This is a genomic window from Aquiflexum sp. (assembly GCF_041751335.1).
In the GTDB taxonomy this organism is placed as follows: domain Bacteria; phylum Bacteroidota; class Bacteroidia; order Cytophagales; family Cyclobacteriaceae; genus Aquiflexum.
The window spans coordinates 1-13,798 of the sequence record NZ_JBGSXS010000239.1 but is presented as its reverse complement, the minus strand read 5'-3'; the positions used below and the strand labels follow the sequence as shown (position 1 = coordinate 13,798).

General features: G+C 40.1%; 12 protein-coding genes and 1 tRNA gene. 6 read left to right on the top strand and 7 right to left on the bottom strand.

Translation table 11 applies throughout. The features are described from left to right. The 4 genes from efp (at nucleotide 1) to ACEW8U_RS13180 (ending at nucleotide 5,742) form a co-directional block, all read left to right on the top strand. Nucleotides 1-564: an elongation factor P gene (gene efp / locus ACEW8U_RS13195; protein ID WP_373522520.1), complete on the top strand. Its 564-nt coding sequence runs from the start codon at nucleotides 1-3 to the stop codon at nucleotides 562-564. A 100-nt stretch (nucleotides 565-664) separates the two neighbouring features. Further along, complete coding sequence (gene accB / locus ACEW8U_RS13190; protein ID WP_373522519.1) at nucleotides 665-1,132, top strand: acetyl-CoA carboxylase biotin carboxyl carrier protein; 468 nt, start codon at nucleotides 665-667, stop codon at nucleotides 1,130-1,132. Nucleotides 1,133-1,157: 25 nt separating this feature from the next. Further along, entirely contained in the window at nucleotides 1,158-2,507 is a 1,350-nt protein-coding gene (gene accC / locus ACEW8U_RS13185) for an acetyl-CoA carboxylase biotin carboxylase subunit (RefSeq protein WP_373522518.1), read from the top strand. Between the two features lie 601 nt (nucleotides 2,508-3,108). Continuing rightward, the gene (locus tag ACEW8U_RS13180) at nucleotides 3,109-5,742 is read left to right on the top strand and encodes a valine--tRNA ligase (RefSeq protein ID WP_373522517.1); all 2,634 of its coding nucleotides are present in this window, start codon (nucleotides 3,109-3,111) and stop codon (nucleotides 5,740-5,742) included. Between the two features lie 387 nt (nucleotides 5,743-6,129). On the opposite strand, the gene ACEW8U_RS13175 is transcribed toward ACEW8U_RS13180, so the two are convergent. Further along, on the bottom strand, nucleotides 6,130-7,698 hold the full coding sequence (locus ACEW8U_RS13175) for a M81 family metallopeptidase (RefSeq protein ID WP_373522516.1): 1,569 nt from the start codon (nucleotides 7,696-7,698) through the stop codon (nucleotides 6,130-6,132). 531 nt (nucleotides 7,699-8,229) lie between these two features. Between ACEW8U_RS13175 and ACEW8U_RS13170 the strand changes: the two genes are divergently transcribed. After that, nucleotides 8,230-8,314, top strand: a tRNA-Ser gene (locus tag ACEW8U_RS13170). Nucleotides 8,315-8,685: 371 nt separating this feature from the next. After that, nucleotides 8,686-9,903 (top strand): site-specific integrase, encoded by a 1,218-nt coding sequence (locus ACEW8U_RS13165; RefSeq protein WP_373522515.1) that lies wholly within the window; start codon nucleotides 8,686-8,688, stop codon nucleotides 9,901-9,903. Between the two features lie 59 nt (nucleotides 9,904-9,962). On the opposite strand, the gene ACEW8U_RS13160 is transcribed toward ACEW8U_RS13165, so the two are convergent. From ACEW8U_RS13160 to ACEW8U_RS13135, 6 genes are all read right to left on the bottom strand, one after another. Next, nucleotides 9,963-10,109 (bottom strand): RHS repeat-associated core domain-containing protein, encoded by a 147-nt coding sequence (locus ACEW8U_RS13160; RefSeq protein ID WP_373522553.1) that lies wholly within the window; start codon nucleotides 10,107-10,109, stop codon nucleotides 9,963-9,965. Nucleotides 10,110-10,466: 357 nt separating this feature from the next. Continuing rightward, nucleotides 10,467-10,985, bottom strand: a complete 519-nt coding sequence (locus ACEW8U_RS13155; RefSeq protein WP_373522514.1) for a HEAT repeat domain-containing protein — start codon at nucleotides 10,983-10,985, stop codon at nucleotides 10,467-10,469. 16 nt (nucleotides 10,986-11,001) lie between these two features. Continuing rightward, nucleotides 11,002-11,553 carry a hypothetical protein gene (locus ACEW8U_RS13150; RefSeq protein ID WP_373522513.1) on the bottom strand — a complete coding sequence of 184 codons (552 nt, stop codon included), beginning with the start codon at nucleotides 11,551-11,553 and terminating at the stop codon, nucleotides 11,002-11,004. A 191-nt stretch (nucleotides 11,554-11,744) separates the two neighbouring features. Then, nucleotides 11,745-12,290 carry a transposase gene (locus tag ACEW8U_RS13145; RefSeq protein WP_373522512.1) on the bottom strand — a complete coding sequence of 182 codons (546 nt, stop codon included), beginning with the start codon at nucleotides 12,288-12,290 and terminating at the stop codon, nucleotides 11,745-11,747. Between the two features lie 327 nt (nucleotides 12,291-12,617). Beyond that, nucleotides 12,618-12,995: a DUF4279 domain-containing protein gene (locus tag ACEW8U_RS13140; RefSeq protein ID WP_373522511.1), complete on the bottom strand. Its 378-nt coding sequence runs from the start codon at nucleotides 12,993-12,995 to the stop codon at nucleotides 12,618-12,620. Continuing rightward, the coding region (locus tag ACEW8U_RS13135; protein WP_373522510.1) for an RHS repeat domain-containing protein at nucleotides 12,992-13,798 on the bottom strand (807 nt) is incomplete at its 5' end. The genes ACEW8U_RS13135 and ACEW8U_RS13140, both read right to left, overlap by 4 nt.

The following is a 13,798-nucleotide window of genomic DNA, read 5'->3' as shown; positions in this document are numbered from 1 at the left end:
ATGGCAAGTACCGCAGACTTCAAAAATGGACTGTGTCTGGAAATGAACAACGACATTTATTCCATAGTAGAATTTCAGCACGTCAAACCTGGGAAAGGTGCTGCATTTGTCAGAACCAAATTAAAAAGCCTCAATACAGGAAAGGTTCTGGACAAGACATTTAATGCAGGAGAAAAAGTGACCACCGCTAGAGTAGAGAAAAGACCCCACCAATTCATTTATGCGGATGACTTTGGCTACAATTTTATGGATACTGACACATTCGAGCAAATCCCAATACCTGAAAAATTAATAGAAAGATCAAATCTTCTAAAAGAAGGGCAAATAGTGGATATTCTGGTCCATGCAGAAACAGAAACACCACTTTCCGTCGAACTTCCACCTTTCGTGGAACTAATGATCACTTACACAGAGCCTGGCATCAAGGGTGATACTGCGACAAATGCAATGAAACAAGCAACTTTGGAAACAGGTGCTGTTGTCATGGTCCCATTGTTTGTTGATCAGGATATCATGATCAAGGTGGATACAAGGGATGGATCTTACTCCGAAAGAGTAAAATAACTTTAAAAAGCTGTTTAAATTCTTTAATTTAAACAGCTTCTTTATTTTAATTCCAATCAAGACCAATTTACTAATAGGATTTTCATAAACTAAACGCATCATGAAAGCAAAAGAAATACAGGATTTAATAGACTTCATTTCAAACTCAGGGCTTGCTGAAGTGAAAATAGAAACAGACGAATTCAAACTTTCTATAAAAAAATATTCAGAAGCACCCACAGTAAAACTTGAGCCCAACCCAATCGCTGCTCCAGTAGCAGCAGCACCCGTAGCTCCAGCTCAGGCAGCCTCTGCCCCCGTCGTGGCCAAAGAAGAGAACTCCAAGTTGATTGAAATCAAATCCCCTATGATCGGGACATTTTACCGTACTTCAAATCCTGATTCTGATCCTTTTGTTGGGGTTGGAGATTCAGTTTCAGCCGGCCAAACAGTGTGTATTATTGAAGCCATGAAACTTTTTAATGAAATAGAATCCGAAGTTTCAGGGAAAATAGTAAAAGTATTGGTTGATAATGCCACTCCTGTGGAATATGACCAACCATTATTCTTAGTAGATCCAGCTGGATAATTTTGTTTCACTAACCCGATTTACCGTGTTTAAAAAAATATTAATAGCCAACCGAGGAGAAATTGCCTTAAGAGTAATCCGCACCTGTAAGGAGATGGGAATCAAAACTGTGGCAGTCTATTCTACAGCTGATAAAGACAGCCTGCATGTACGATTTGCAGACGAAGCTGTTTGCATTGGCCCTGCCCCAAGCAGAGAATCTTATCTTAATATTCCTAGAATTATCGCTGCCGCGGAAATTACAAATGCAGATGCCATACATCCAGGTTATGGATTTCTTTCTGAAAACGCTGAGTTTTCAAGAATTTGTGAGGAATATGGTATCAAGTTTATAGGTGCTAGTCCTGAGATGATCAATAAAATGGGTGACAAAGCTACTGCCAAAGCAACCATGAAGATAGCAGGTGTTCCTACTATTCCAGGATCAGAAGGGCTGATGGAAAATATGGCTCATGGAATTAAAATAGCCACAGAAATGGGCTATCCTGTGATTCTTAAAGCCACTGCAGGTGGTGGAGGAAAAGGAATGAGAATAGTCCGTCAGGAAAGTGAATTCAAAAAAGCATGGGATGATGCCAGACAGGAATCCAGTGCTGCTTTCGGAAATGACGGTCTATATCTTGAAAAATATGTAGAAGAACCAAGGCATATCGAGATTCAGATAGTTGGGGACAGCGACGGAAACGCCTGCCACCTTTCTGAAAGAGATTGCTCTATACAACGGAGACATCAAAAACTGGTAGAAGAAACTCCTTCACCATTTATGACTGATGAACTTAGAGAAGCTATGGGAAATGCTGCCATTAAAGGCGCTGAGGCCATCAAATACGAGGGTGCAGGAACAATCGAGTTCTTGGTGGATAAAGACAGGAATTTCTATTTTATGGAAATGAATACACGAATCCAGGTAGAGCATCCCATTACCGAAGAAGTAACTGATTTTGACCTGATCAAAGAACAGATTAAGGTAGCTGCCGGAGAAAAAATTACTGGCAAAAACTATTATCCGAAATTGTTTGCCATGGAATGCCGGATCAATGCAGAAGATCCCATCAATGGTTTCCGACCAAGTCCGGGAAAAATTCTAAATCTGCATATGCCAGGGGGCAGAGGCGTGAGAGTTGACAGCCATGTTTATGCAGGATATGTCATCCCACCAAATTATGATTCCATGATCGCCAAACTGATAGTCAGTGGTCAATCCAGAGAAGAAGTCATTGTCAGAATGAAGAGAGCATTGGAAGAATTTGTAATTGATGGTATAAAGACAACCATTCCTTTCCATATTGCCTTATTGGACGACCCCGAGTTCAGAGCAGGTAATTTTACCACTAAATTTCTGGAGACTTTTGATTTCTCAAAGATCAAAAAGTAAGATTTAGAAACTTTATAAATGGTTATCCGCTTCTTTGCCAGTAACCCAATATTCTACTTCAAACAGGTCGGATGTCCGAAGTCGGATGTCCGATGTGCTGGACAATTCAGTTTCCTAGCAAGAAATATTGAATTATCATTTTATTGGCATCATTGCGTATGTATATATCCGCTTCTTTGCCAGTAACCCAATATTCTACTTCAAACAGGTTGGATGTCCGAAGTCGGATGTCCGATGTGCTGGACAATTCAGTTTCCTAGCAAGAAATATTGAATTATCATTTTATTGGCATCATTGCGTATGTACATAACTTTATAACACTCAAATCAAAGCCGGAGAATATTTTCCGGTTTTTTTTATTCCAACTTTTACTAGTATGCAGTCGCAGTTTGCTGTAGGCAGTCCCTGTATTTAGTAGGCAGTGTTCAGTAGGCAGTCGCAGTTTTCGGTAGGTAGTAAGCAGTTGCAGTTTTCAGGAGGCAATAGCAGTTTGACAAGTTACACTGATTACTGAAACTGAACTTTGCCTACTAAAAACAACTAGGTCTAAAAGTATTTTATCTTAATTTTGCGCCTTGAAGTTTTCATTACAAAATAACATATGTCATTAGCTACCAAATACAGCCCTGAATCCGTTGAAGCAAAATGGTATGCCTACTGGATGGAAAACAGATTTTTCTCCTCCAAAGTAGATCATAGCAAAGAACCTTATACCATCGTCATTCCTCCACCAAATGTCACTGGAGTATTGCACATGGGCCATATGCTCAATAATACGATTCAGGATGTATTGATTCGTAAAGCAAGAATGGAAGGAAAAAATGCCTGTTGGGTTCCCGGAACCGACCATGCATCCATCGCGACGGAGGCCAAGGTAGTGGCAATGCTTAAAGAAAGAGGTATTGATAAAAAATCTTTGACCCGAGAGGAATTTTTGAAATACGCCTGGGAATGGAAAGAAAAATATGGTGGAATCATCCTTGAACAGCTAAAAAAACTAGGTGCCTCCTGCGATTGGGACCGGACCAAATTTACCATGGATGCCGATCTCAGTGATGCTGTCATTTCTGTTTTTATCGACTTATACCACAAAGGTAAAATCTATAGGGGAATCCGAATGGTCAATTGGGATCCACAGGGAAAAACTGCGCTTTCAGACGATGAGGTGGTTACCAAAGAAATATCCTCCAAGCTGTATTATATCCAATATAAAATTGAAGGGACTGAAAATGATCACTTGACCATAGCGACAACCCGTCCTGAAACCATCATGGCGGATGTGGCCATCTGTATCAATCCAAATGACCCACGCTTTAACCATCTCAAAGGAAAACAGGCCATTATTCCATTGATCAACAGAGCCATACCGATCATTGAAGATGAGTATGTGGACATGGAATTTGGTACAGGATGTCTAAAGGTCACCCCAGCCCATGATGTCAATGATTATGAGCTGGGAGTAAAGCATAAACTTGAAGTCATCGACATCTTAAATGATGATGGGACTTTGAATGAAAAAGCCAAAATTCTGATAGGTGAAGACCGTTTCATTGCTAGAAAGAAGATCAGTAAATTATTGGATGAAGCAGGTCAACTCGAAAAGATTGAAGACTATAAATCCAATGTCGGGCATTCCGAGAGAACTGATGCAGTGGTAGAACCAAAGCTTTCTTTGCAATGGTTTCTGAAAATGGAGGATATTACCATGCCGGCTTTGAGTTCGGTCATGGATGACATCATCCAACTACATCCACCCAAGTTCAAAAACATGTACCGATCTTGGATGGAGAATGTAAGGGATTGGTGTATATCAAGACAATTGTGGTGGGGACATCAGATACCAGCATACTATCTCCCAAACGGGGAATTTGTTGTAGCCAAGACAAATAAAGAAGCGGTACAAATTGCAAACAAAAAATTCAATACCAGCTACAAATTGGAAGACCTCAAGCAGGACGATGATGTCCTCGACACCTGGTTTTCTTCATGGTTATGGCCTATCTCTGTGTTTGACACTGAAGTTTTCTCTTCAGGAAATAAAAACGAAGAACTCAAATACTATTACCCTACCAATGACCTAGTCACAGCTCCTGAAATCCTTTTCTTTTGGGTAGCTAGAATGATCATATCTGGGTATGAATACATGGATGACAAGCCATTCAGAAATGTATACCTTACAGGGATTGTAAGGGACAAGCTTGGTAGAAAGATGTCCAAATCTTTAGGGAACTCACCCGATCCACTCGAACTGATCAAAAACTTTGGTGCCGATGGTGTCAGAACAGGAATGTTGTTCAGTTCTCCTGCCGGCAATGATTTGCCATATGATGAGAAATTGGTTGAACAGGGAAGGAACTTTGCCAACAAAATCTGGAATGCTTTCAGATTGGTCAAGGGTTGGGAAATTGATGATAAGCTATCCGGTGAAAGCAACAAGGCATCCATTGAATGGTTTGATAATCGCTTCAATGAGGCTCTGACCGAAATAGAAGACCACTTCAACAAGTTCCGAATTTCGGATGCCCTGATGGCAACCTACAAATTGGTGTGGGATGATTTCTGTTCTTGGTATTTGGAAATGATCAAGCCAGCCTACCAGCAGCCAATAGATGCAGAGACCTACAATAAAACCATCATATTCTTTGAGGAAATACTAAAAATCCTGCATCCTTTTATGCCATTCCTGACAGAAGAACTTTGGCATCAGATTAAAGATCGAAATACCCATGAGGCGTTGATTGTAGCGGAATGGCCAAAAGCCAATGTATTCAACAAAATTCAGATTGAAGAGGCCAATCAGGTATTTGAGCTGGTTTCACAGATAAGAAACATCCGGGCATCTAAAGGAATCTCTCCAAAAGAAGCTTTCTCTCTAACGATCAAAACAAATCAGCCAATGCTTTATCAGCGTTTTGAAGCAGTGTTGAAGAAACTATCCAATTTAACGGAGGTTTCCTTTGGCGATGCTTTGGAAAATGCAGTAAGCTTTATAGTGAAGTCTGATGAATGTTTTATTCCAATGGAAGGACAAGTCAATGTGGAGGAAGAAATAGAAAACATCCGCAAAGACCTGGAATATACCAAAGGATTCCTGAATTCGGTTTTGAAAAAACTCAGTAACGAACGCTTTGTAGCAGGTGCTCCTGCCGCAGTAGTTGAAAACGAAAAGAAAAAACTGGTCGATGCAGAAGCTAAAATCAATGCATTGGAGGAGGCACTTTCCAAACTGAAATAAAAAAAAGCAAAATCTATGGTCAGATTTTCGAAGTAGGAACTAGAAGCCTTTTGTCCCGATTTTATTTTAGGTAAAGTCTGATTCCATAATTTCGCAATACATCAAGTGGGATGGGATGTGAGTGGAGACACTCACATTTGCGACAAAAACAGGGCTCTCATTTTAGTAAAGAGAAAATGCCATCGGCATGACCCATATAATAGCTCGGTAATTTATTGCCGGGTTAAAAAAGAAAACAAGGGCCCAAAAGTACCGTAGGTACGGACGATATAAAAAAGTCCTTATTCCCGATTAAAATTAGTTTGACGGCTGAAATTTTTTCATGGTTTCTCTTTCGACTCAAGGATATGAGTGAAGACTCTCACATGGGCGGCACTGAAAGAATGATCACTTCACCGGGACCAACTTTGCCTTAAGATCAGGATCCTTCATATCCTTGTCGAAAGGAAACATGGGACGGTTGATACGTTTGAACTCTAATCGATCCAAATCCTGATCTACGCCTCCCGGGGTCAAAGCCATGATCCAATCGGCCCGCATATCATATAACTCCGGCACCAAATAGCCAATCTTTACGACCACAATATCTGCTTCTCTTGGGTTCAGCCCCAAATTTGTAAAATCCGCTTCATGGTGATAGGGTTTGCGCCTTTTTGTTACAATCACTGATACACTACCCACTTTGACCACAACCTCAGTCTGTGCATGTTGGTCACCGTGTTCGATGGCCGTGATCGTCCCTTTTAATCGAATCGGGGGAGCATATCGGTCATCCACCATTGCACCTGCATCACCTTCCACCTCTGCCCCTACCCCGGCTTTGACAGCCATTTCCACAAAATCAGGTCCTGGAATGGAAGCATAAATCACAGAAGGTCCCTTATCTGTTTTAAATTCAGGACGGGAAAGAATTTCCCGCAGCGTCCAGGTTACATCCCCTGCCCCTCCAGCTGTAGGGTTATCTCCCATATCGCTGATGATAAATGGCCTCATGTCACTTACAATGGCTTTTTCAAGGCTTTCCTTCAAGGTGGCTGTGGGGGCAATAAAATCAAATTCCTTTCTTACCTCCCAAAAACTTTTGGCCAGATACTCTGCACCTTCTTTAACTTTTTGTTGATCATCACCTGTGACCATGACGTAGGCCTGATTTCTTGGTTCATCGGCCCAAGCATAGCCAATCCAGATCCCGGCATCCACTACCCCTTCCTGATCTGCTATCGGAGCAACTTTATCATACAGACTCTTAGCAGGCTCAACCCTTGTGCTGGTTTTTTCACCAGGCAATAAAATTGGCACTGCAATCCAAGCCTTAAATTTTGGTTTTGCCAATCCCAATTCAAGCCTATTCAAGAGATTATCCACAGTTCTTTTCTTTGATTCCATGGCATCTTCATGGGGTGCCATTCGGTAGCAGGTAATCAGGTCAGTATTTTCGGCCAAGCGCCAAGATACACTGCCATGCAGGTCCATAGAGGTAGATATCATTGTTTCCGAACCAATAACCCCACGGATTCTGGTGATCAGATCCCCTTCAGGATCATCCAATCCCACCACACTCATCGCACCATGTATATCCAAAAACATCCCATCATAAGGAGTATTCTCCTGAAGTTTTTCGAGCATTTCGATAACCAGTGATTCATAGGTTTCCCTTGTCACCGCCCCGCCAGGTAAGGATCGTGCATACAAAGCCGGAAACCAGTTGGCCCGGTTTCTATTTGTCGAATCCGTAGAGAAAAACGGATAGAGGTTAAAAATCTCCTCACCCCTACTGACCCTGAAGGCATCCATTTCACTCACTGCCGGAGAAAAAGTACTCGATTCAATGGCTATCCCCGCAATAGCAATCCGGGGAAGCGAATCGGAATTATCTCCAGAATCATCTTGTTGGCTGCAAGCAATCAATAAAGAACATATCAATACGAAGGTCAGGTAAGTGGTGGTTTTAGTCATTTTTGGTTGAATTAATAAACCTTTAAAATACGGGATTTTTCGATACATTATCTAATTTTCATATCCTCATTAAATCCTCAAATTGAAGAAAATTTTCAGTCTTTAGTACCTACTGCCACCTTTAAACTTCCCCACTGTGAGGTATGCCTACCCACTGCTTAATGCGACTGCCAACTGAGACTGCCAACTGAGACTGCTTACTGAGACTGCTTACTGAGACTGCTTACTGAGACTGCCTACTGAGACTGCCTACTGAGACTGCCTACTAAGACTGCCTACTGAGACTGCCTACTGAGACTGCCTACTGAACACTACTTCCAAACTTCCCACTCCCCAACTTCCCAACATCGGTCATCGGACATCCGACATCGATCTAAAAAAATCCTATCCTCAGAAACTTTCAATTCAATATTTCAGGAAATCAATGATTTAAAGCAAACGAAAACATTTTTGGCTGATCTCGATTTGCAAAATCAAAGTTAAGGGCTACATTTGCAATCCGTAATCGAGCAATTCGTTTTAGGATTAAATAGAGGAGTGGCAGAGTGGTCGATCGCGGCGGTCTTGAAAACCGTTGTACCGTGAGGTACCGGGGGTTCGAATCCCTCCTCCTCTGCGAAAATGGCTTACAAAACGTTCAAATTTGAAGAATTAAAGATTTTCCAGATTTGATCGAAATGAGCTGAGAAATTGAAAAAGTGGATTTAAAGCGATTTTAAGCACATTTTCAACCAATTTTACATCATTTTATTTATAAAAAGCCTACAGTCCGCAAACTGTGGGCTTTTTGTTTTTGGTGCCAAATCCACCAAATTTTTCAAAAATACCCAAAATTCAAAAGCGTCATTCGTGGCGTTCTTTGGTTTCAAAAAAAAGACGCTTTTTAGGTGGTTTAAACTACTGAATAACAACATGTTCAATAGCTGAACATCTTGTATTGGTTAGCCTGTTTTTCGATATTTATTTAACCAATAAAAAAACAACATTATGTTAGACAAAAGCTTTGGATTGATGTTTTTTCTAAAAACAACCAAAAACAGTAAGAAATCGGAGAAGTATATCTACGCTAGGGTGACCGTAGACGGTGATTCAAGGGAAATCTCCACGAAAAGAGTATGTGAAGTTCATAAGTGGAATCAAGGGCTGGGACGGGCAATGGGAAACAAAGAAGAGGTGAGACAGCTGAATGCCTCCCTGGATTCGTTTCAAATGAAAATCCTTCAAGCCAAAATAATCCTAATGGACAACAACAAAGATGTGACAGCCGAAAACATCAAAAATATTCTCCTTGGGAAAACTGAGGATCGGAAACAAATATTGGAGGTCTTTCAGGTGCACAATGAACAGCTCGAAGCACTGGTAGGAAAAGGATTCGCTGCAGGGACCCTTCAGCGTTACAGGACATCTTTGGACCATACCAGATCTTTCATTCAATGGAAATTCCAAAAAGATGACATTGAAATCCACCAACTCAATTATGAATTTATTTCAGACTATGAATTCTGGTTGAAAACTGTCAGGAATTGCAGCCACAATACAACTGTAAAATATCTGTCAAATTTTAAGAAGATTGTCCTCTCCTGTGTCAAAAAAGGATGGCTGATCAGGGATCCATTCTTTGGATACAAAATGGTAAAAAAGGAAGTTGTAAGGGAGGTATTGAGCAATGAAGAATTACTCAGTATCCGGAATAAGGATTTTGGTATTGAAAGATTATCACAGGTCAGGGATATATTTCTTTTTTGCTGCTATACAGGACTTGCCTATATAGATGTCAAAAACCTGAAAAAGGATCATATCAAATTGGGAATAGATGGTGAACAATGGATTTTTACCCAAAGACAAAAAACAGAAACTCCAACTAGACTTCCATTACTTTCTCAGGCAATGGTTATTATCCAAAAATATAATGACTATCCATATTGTAAGAATAAAGGATATGTATTACCGGTTTTGAGCAATCAGAAAATGAATTCTTATTTGAAGGAAATCGCCGATGTATGTGGAATCAACAAACAGCTGACCTTTCATATCGCCAGGCATACATTTGCGACCACGATAACATTAGGAAACGGTGTTCCCATTGAAACTGTCTCAAAAATGCTCGGACACAAATCCCTGAAACAGACTCAGCATTATGCAAAAATCCTGGATATCAAGATCAGTAAGGATATGGAGAAACTTAGGAGTGTTTTAAAAAGTTAAGTTCTTTAGAAATTTCAGCAGTATTCTTGGCTAAATAGTAATCCCCTTCCGGATGTAGTTTATACATTGAACCTGACCGGATTGTTGAAGCTGTAGTTGTAAGGAGTCCAGCAGCTTGACATCTCGCTGGCCATCGGATCCAGCTGGCACCATCTCCCCATGGCCGGGTCATATGCCCTGAATTGGGTCAGGTCATCACCTTGCACCTTCGCCAATCTTCACCCAGATAGGCCTTATATAAAGAGATTTAGATGCTCCCGAGAGCTGTCCGGGACAACTCCTAGCATCTTCGCCAAACTTCACCCAGAAGGGGCTTCCATAAATCCACCCTTTTCGATCCTGAACCCATGGTTCGGGTTCTCATGTTTGTTTTCCGCTTGGGAAGATAATAAAATTTTTCCCTTTTCAAGGATGTGAACCTAGGAGATAAACTCTATTGGTAAAACTCAAGCTTTTTCAATCCCATGAAATGAACAGGAAAAAGTACCTTCAAATATATGGTGGAAGCTTTAAGAGAGAAAAAAACTATAGATCATCCTATATTCATTCATCTTTACCAATAACTAATTCAATAATTCCAATGCTTCATTTATATAATTAATCCGCTCATACTGAGGATATTTACTTTCAGTTTTAGTTAGTTCTATTTTTTGCTGCCTTTCAAGAATTTTTTTTGCTTCGAATTTCAATTCGTAACTCACATCATCAACAATGGATTCAAAAATCGAAAAAGAATGGCTATACACTTCAAAATCGCCTTCACATATCATCCTTGCAAAATCCAAGAAATATTCCCTACAATCTAAATCCAACAATGCATAGATAAAGGATCCTCTTGTGTTTTTAAATTTAGGATTCCTAATATAATTCATAAGTATAGGAACAGCTTCATTACATTCCAATTTTCCAAGGCTTAAAGCTAATGCATTTAAAACATTTATATCTTCTTCATTGGACAACAATTTCAATAATATCGGCTCGAATTCTTTATACTGAACTTCGCCAATATATTTTATTGTCTCAATTTTTTTCTCCAATATAGACGATTCTAAATCTTCAATTAGTGCTTCAAAACTGTTCATAATAATTTTTCCATATTTATTTTTTCCCCTTTGGCTTCGATCCACTTGGTCGACCTAAATCTTTCCATTCTTGTAAAATCTCACCAGGTGATGGTCCATATTCACTTCCAATATTTTGCCCTCCATGTTGTGCTTTACCACCACCGTTATGATACCAGTCAAATAATTCAGGAGGCAATCCATAATCCCTATCTCTTTGTCCCTGTTTTCCTCCCTTTAATCTATCCTTTGCAAACAGTACCTCTGGAGATACTCCTAATCCAACTAACCATCCTGCTAAGGTTTCAGTGACTATCTCAATATTATTTCCTATCGAATTTCCGATCTGCCATCCCCCAACACCAGCCAATCCAACGGGAGTGTATCTACTTATAGCTATTCCAACTCCTTCCAGACTTATGCCAACTCCAATTCCAATGGTCATAGCATTAGAAGACACCTTGTTCTGGCCGCTAATATTATTCTCAATTTTAATCTCTTCTTTCTTTTCTTGATTTTCCTTCTTATCCTTATCCCCACCACTTGGCAAATATTTCTGTATTCCTCCTCCGCCCCCATTGGAATTCATTGCACCTTGCTCCCCAAACCAGTCTTTAGACTGGTCCTGACCTATGTTATCATTGGTTTGATTAATATTAAACGTAGCCGAGGGACGATCTCCCCCCCTCGGTGTAGTTTAGGCTTCCGGCGGCAGCTGGGTGTAGTTTGCAACTACACCCTTTTATTCTAACCAATTTACAATTGGAATATATCCTAAATTCACCAATAATCCACTTCAATTAGACCTTTTAACCCAGAGTAATTTCTAGCACTGGAATACAAATAATCTTCTGATTTATCTACTATTCCCGCTCTAACCGGATTCTCATGTATATAATTCATCCTACTTTCTATCATTTCCGGTCGGTAAAGCTCAATGGCATGGTTTTCATGTGTCCAAAACTGCATTTCCCCAGATCTTTTATTAGATTTCGCATGATACGTAAAAATCATCTTCAACCATTCCTTTCTGCTCTCCTGTGGATTTTCTAATACCATTTTAAGCAATTTCTTACTTGTGAACTTCTTAAAATCTCTTACCCATCCTGACAAATTCCCATCCTTTTGTTGGACCACCAAATGAAGGTGATTGGTCATAATGACGTAACCAAAGAGGAAAAGTCCTTTTTCATTTCTGCAATAAGTAAGATTCTCCAAGATAAAATCCCGATACAGTTTTCTGGAAAATACATCTGCCCATCCCACCACTTGGAATGTTAAAAAATAGGGTATTTCCTGATCTCTAATTTGATATGCTTCCCCCATAACTAAAAGTACTTATACAAAACTGGAATTACAAATTCCAAAAATAAGAAGGTGTAGATGCAATCTACACCTAGCGCCTTCGCCAATCTTCACCCAGATGGGGTACTCGGATTAGCACACCAGTACGACCAACTTCCACACAAACCGAATGTTCAATTTCATCATATATAAACTTCTAAAATAGCAGTCTGATGATTTTGATAAAAACTGATCGGACAAAGGCAGATATGATACCAAACTGGAAAATAAAAAAATTGATAAGAACGAAGACCAGTCTTGCTAACAAACAAATTTTATTTTCTAGCATCTCTTTCATCGAAACACGTACTAATTATAGATATCAATTTCGATTTCCGCGCCCATGTCACCAAGGAACTTGATAAAGTTCCTATTTAGAAACACGCCATTATCCTCATTATTCTTACTTTGAATAACTACAAATATTTTGATGTACAAACCTTTCTGAGATGCATAGGCTTGAATCTCGTTTGACTTTGGATTAAAAATTTGAATGAGCTTCTCTATAGCCTTATCTAAATCTTGATCTGAATCGGTTGCCTCAATTTTGTATTCCCAAAACTTCTCACCAAGTCGATTTTCGCCTACTTTGGTTGGTGTAATCTGAATCAGATTAACAAAGTCCTGAGTATCAAAATTTTTCCCGCTGATAGAAAAATACGTATATGCTTTGGATGTATATCTCATTTTATAAAGGTTCCAGTGTATTCAATAATTTCTTGAGTGGACTTCCTTATTATTAGTAGCTCTCCACTGTGAGTATGCTTCACAACATCGTAGTGTTTTAGCACAGCATTTCTTCCAAGAAATCCCTGCTTGAATATGTGAATATCTGCTATGCCGTGCTTGGATAACAAGTTGGAATCAACTGCCTTGAAGCTGTTCTTGGAGAACCCTTTTGCAGCGGCTCCCAGAGATTTAAATCCTTGTGCACTCGACTTAGAGGCAAATGCCTTGAAGAAATCCTGAACCCCAGGAATCTTTAGTACTTTTAGAAAACTAAAGATGGGAAGTGCAAATCCTTCTATTGTAAGATCATGATCTGCCTGTCCTGTTGCCATGGGCTTCCCAAGATCATTATATACCACATCTTTTTTTTCCTTGTCCTCCTTTTTCTTATCCTTATCCCCACCACTCGGTACATGATCTTGTCCATCTCTCCCCTCATTGGAATTCATTGCCCGCTGGTTCCCAAACCAGTCCTCAGACTGGTCTTGCCCTATGGAATCATCACTTTGACCAACATTAAACGTAGCCGAGGGACGATCACCCAAAGGATCATTGAACCTAATGGGGTTGTTGAAGCTGTAGTTATACGGAGTCCAGCTTGACATCTCACTGGCCATCGGATCCACCTGCCACCACCTCCCCAAGGTCGGATCATAGGCCCTGAACTGGGTCAGGTCGATGTTGAGTTCAGGTATCCTTTCGGTATCGAAAGTGACTTCCCCTGCGCCTTGATTGTAAAGGTACCGGTTCTTACTCACCCC

Coding starts and splice junctions, on each gene's coding strand:
- ACEW8U_RS13150 (WP_373522513.1), bottom strand. CDS start 11,553: ATGAATTCCAATGGGGGCGGAGGAGGAATACAGAAATATTTGCCAAGT.
- ACEW8U_RS13145 (WP_373522512.1), bottom strand. CDS start 12,290: ATGGGGGAAGCATATCAAATTAGAGATCAGGAAATACCCTATTTTTTA.
- efp (WP_373522520.1), top strand. CDS start 1: ATGGCAAGTACCGCAGACTTCAAAAATGGACTGTGTCTGGAAATGAAC.
- ACEW8U_RS13180 (WP_373522517.1), top strand. CDS start 3,109: ATGTCATTAGCTACCAAATACAGCCCTGAATCCGTTGAAGCAAAATGG.
- ACEW8U_RS13165 (WP_373522515.1), top strand. CDS start 8,686: ATGTTAGACAAAAGCTTTGGATTGATGTTTTTTCTAAAAACAACCAAA.
- accB (WP_373522519.1), top strand. CDS start 665: ATGAAAGCAAAAGAAATACAGGATTTAATAGACTTCATTTCAAACTCA.
- ACEW8U_RS13175 (WP_373522516.1), bottom strand. CDS start 7,698: ATGACTAAAACCACCACTTACCTGACCTTCGTATTGATATGTTCTTTA.
- ACEW8U_RS13140 (WP_373522511.1), bottom strand. CDS start 12,995: ATGAGATATACATCCAAAGCATATACGTATTTTTCTATCAGCGGGAAA.
- ACEW8U_RS13155 (WP_373522514.1), bottom strand. CDS start 10,985: ATGAACAGTTTTGAAGCACTAATTGAAGATTTAGAATCGTCTATATTG.